Raw genomic sequence first — 2,121 nt, 5'->3', positions numbered from 1 at the left:
ATGTTGGGTCAACGCCTACGGCGTCCAGGTCTGCAATTAGTCTTCACGAGCCAAACGAAACGTCGCCGCCCGGCGGGCGGCGGCATTGAACGCCTGGATCGATTTTGACAGGCTTCCGCTCGCGGTTGACGAGGTCTTCGATAGAGCACAGCATGGTTTTTCATTGCGCAGGCGTCGTGTTATGAGCGTTCTGTCAGAAATGATAAGCCGTTTTAGGAAAATGGGAGGGATACCAATGGCGTCGCGTCACACCGCTGTTTTTGTCAGTAGCGTACTGGGTTTGTGGCTTTATTCCACCTCATCCGACGCTGCTGTGACCCACACAACTGCGAATCTCAATTTGAGGTCGGGCCCCTCGACGAGCCATAAGGTGAAGGCGGTCATTCCGGCGGGGGCTGCGATAGACATACATAGCTGCGGCCACAGCTGGTGCTATATGGGATGGGCCGGACACCAGGGGTATGTCCACTCGGACTATCTCGTGCACCACGTGACGGTCGTGGTCGAACCGCTTGTCCATGTTCATGTCCACGAACATCACGTGCATCATCATTCCGAGCCGACTTAGCGGGCGTTCCGAGCTAGACGCTGCTCGTTTATCTTGCCCATACGGGCTTTGCGCAAATGAGCATCCTGCTTGAAATGATCAGCCGCGGCTGGAATAATTTTCTCGCGCGGCCAAATGGCTCCCTGAGTTTACGGTTCTATGTGCAGCCGACGATGGCCAGCTTACTAGCCCTGCGCGCCGGAATCCAGGATGCAAGGCAGGGACGGCAGGGCTATCTGTGGGCGATGCTTACACGCCCCGAAAGGCGTCTGCAGTTGCTCCACGAGGGCTGGCGCGGAGCGATGACGCCGTTCCTGTTGGCGATTGCGCTCGACTGCATCTATCAACTCATGACAATCCGGTTTATATATCCGCTGGAGCTGCTGTTTACGGCAACCGTGCTGGCGCTCGTCCCGTACGCCTTGTTGCGAGGACCCTTCAATCGCCTCGCGCGCCTCTTCCTGCCGGCGCCTCCGACGCCGCCTGCAGCACCGGCCAAACAGCAATAGAATCATTTCCGAGGAAACACTCAAGGAAGGGCCAACACAATGTCGAGCGAATCCAAGACTCCGGACTGGTCGAAGCCGGCCGCAATGGCGATCCCCAAGGGAGGGTACTTCGAGGACAAGGTCGAGCAGGGGCGGTACGGTCCGATCTTCCCGAAGTCTCCGGCTGGCTACGGCTTCTCTGTCCTGGCGAAGATCATCCCAGGCCGGGAAGACGTCTTCTATAAATACGCCAAAACCATCGAGGAAACGATCGCCGCGCAGCCCGACGCCTTGGCCGTCCTGCAATTGCATTACCTGCGCTGGGTGCTCTTCCCCATCAAGGGGGACACCTATTTCATGTATCAGGGCATTTTCGACACCGACTTCGATAAATATACCGAAGACGCGGTGAAAATATTCAGCGCCACCGGCCTGCGGACGGTGTTCGAGAATCTCGAGGGTTTTCCGATGGACTGGGAGACCAATCCCGCCGCCTTCATCAAGTTTGCCCGCGATCATCAATGCCCGAGCTTCCTTGAATATGCGGAATATCCCTATGTGAGCGCCACTGAGGTCAAAAAGGCCCTGAAGCTGAAGGCGGCATTCTCGACCATGCTCGACCAGATGCAATGATTGTCGAACAGGACTATCGGATGGAGCGCTATCATGGGTGAAAAACCACCGAGAGAAATCCAGACCCTTATTGACAATCACATCAACGGTTTCAACACACAGAATATTGAGCTTTTCCTGAGCATTTTTGGGGACACCTCCATCATCATTGACGGCATCGCGCCCTATCGCTGGCTGAACCCGAATGCTCCGACCAATTGGCTTGCTGCCGTGGAGAAGTGGCGTGAGGACTTTGGCGTCTCGTCCGAGCACCTGTCTTACGAAATGGGGTTCTGGAATGTGGAAGGCTCCAATGCGTACGCGGTCATAGCCGGGACGCTCGCGGTCACCATCAAGGGTCAAACCGTCGCTCGGACTGGCACCCTCGCATATACTTTTTCGAAGCACGGCGATGAATGGAAGATCGACGCGCAGGCGTGGGGGCGCACGTCGTAAAGCGTGCGCGGTCAACCA

The 2,121-nt window shown here is 56.7% G+C and carries 4 protein-coding genes; all 4 read left to right on the top strand.

Annotated elements, in window-relative coordinates; genetic code table 11:
* Positions 1-235 precede the first annotated feature (235 nt).
* From WA354_RS01880 to WA354_RS01865, 4 genes are read left to right on the top strand one after another with little or no spacing between them, the layout of a single operon-like run.
* The gene (locus WA354_RS01880; RefSeq protein ID WP_472811313.1) at positions 236-568 is read left to right on the top strand and encodes an SH3 domain-containing protein; all 333 of its coding nucleotides are present in this window, start codon (positions 236-238) and stop codon (positions 566-568) included.
* A 56-nt stretch (positions 569-624) separates the two neighbouring features.
* Positions 625-1,056: a hypothetical protein gene (locus WA354_RS01875; RefSeq protein ID WP_472811312.1), complete on the top strand. Its 432-nt coding sequence runs from the start codon at positions 625-627 to the stop codon at positions 1,054-1,056.
* A 39-nt stretch (positions 1,057-1,095) separates the two neighbouring features.
* Complete coding sequence (locus WA354_RS01870) at positions 1,096-1,668, top strand: hypothetical protein (protein ID WP_472811311.1); 573 nt, start codon at positions 1,096-1,098, stop codon at positions 1,666-1,668.
* Positions 1,669-1,701: 33 nt separating this feature from the next.
* Positions 1,702-2,103, top strand: a complete 402-nt coding sequence (locus WA354_RS01865; protein WP_472811310.1) for a hypothetical protein — start codon at positions 1,702-1,704, stop codon at positions 2,101-2,103.
* Positions 2,104-2,121 lie beyond the last annotated feature (18 nt).

The organism is Occallatibacter sp. (assembly GCF_049802275.1).
In the GTDB taxonomy this organism is placed as follows: domain Bacteria; phylum Acidobacteriota; class Terriglobia; order Terriglobales; family Acidobacteriaceae; genus Telmatobacter.
Note: the sequence above shows the minus strand (reverse complement) of the source record. Positions and strands in the feature narration are given on the sequence as shown.

Excerpts from the sequence above, each read along its gene's own strand:
- WA354_RS01880 (WP_472811313.1), top strand. The coding sequence starts at position 236 with ATGGCGTCGCGTCACACCGCTGTTTTTGTCAGTAGCGTACTGGGTTTG.
- WA354_RS01875 (WP_472811312.1), top strand. The coding sequence starts at position 625 with ATGAGCATCCTGCTTGAAATGATCAGCCGCGGCTGGAATAATTTTCTC.
- WA354_RS01870 (WP_472811311.1), top strand. The coding sequence starts at position 1,096 with ATGTCGAGCGAATCCAAGACTCCGGACTGGTCGAAGCCGGCCGCAATG.
- WA354_RS01865 (WP_472811310.1), top strand. The coding sequence starts at position 1,702 with ATGGGTGAAAAACCACCGAGAGAAATCCAGACCCTTATTGACAATCAC.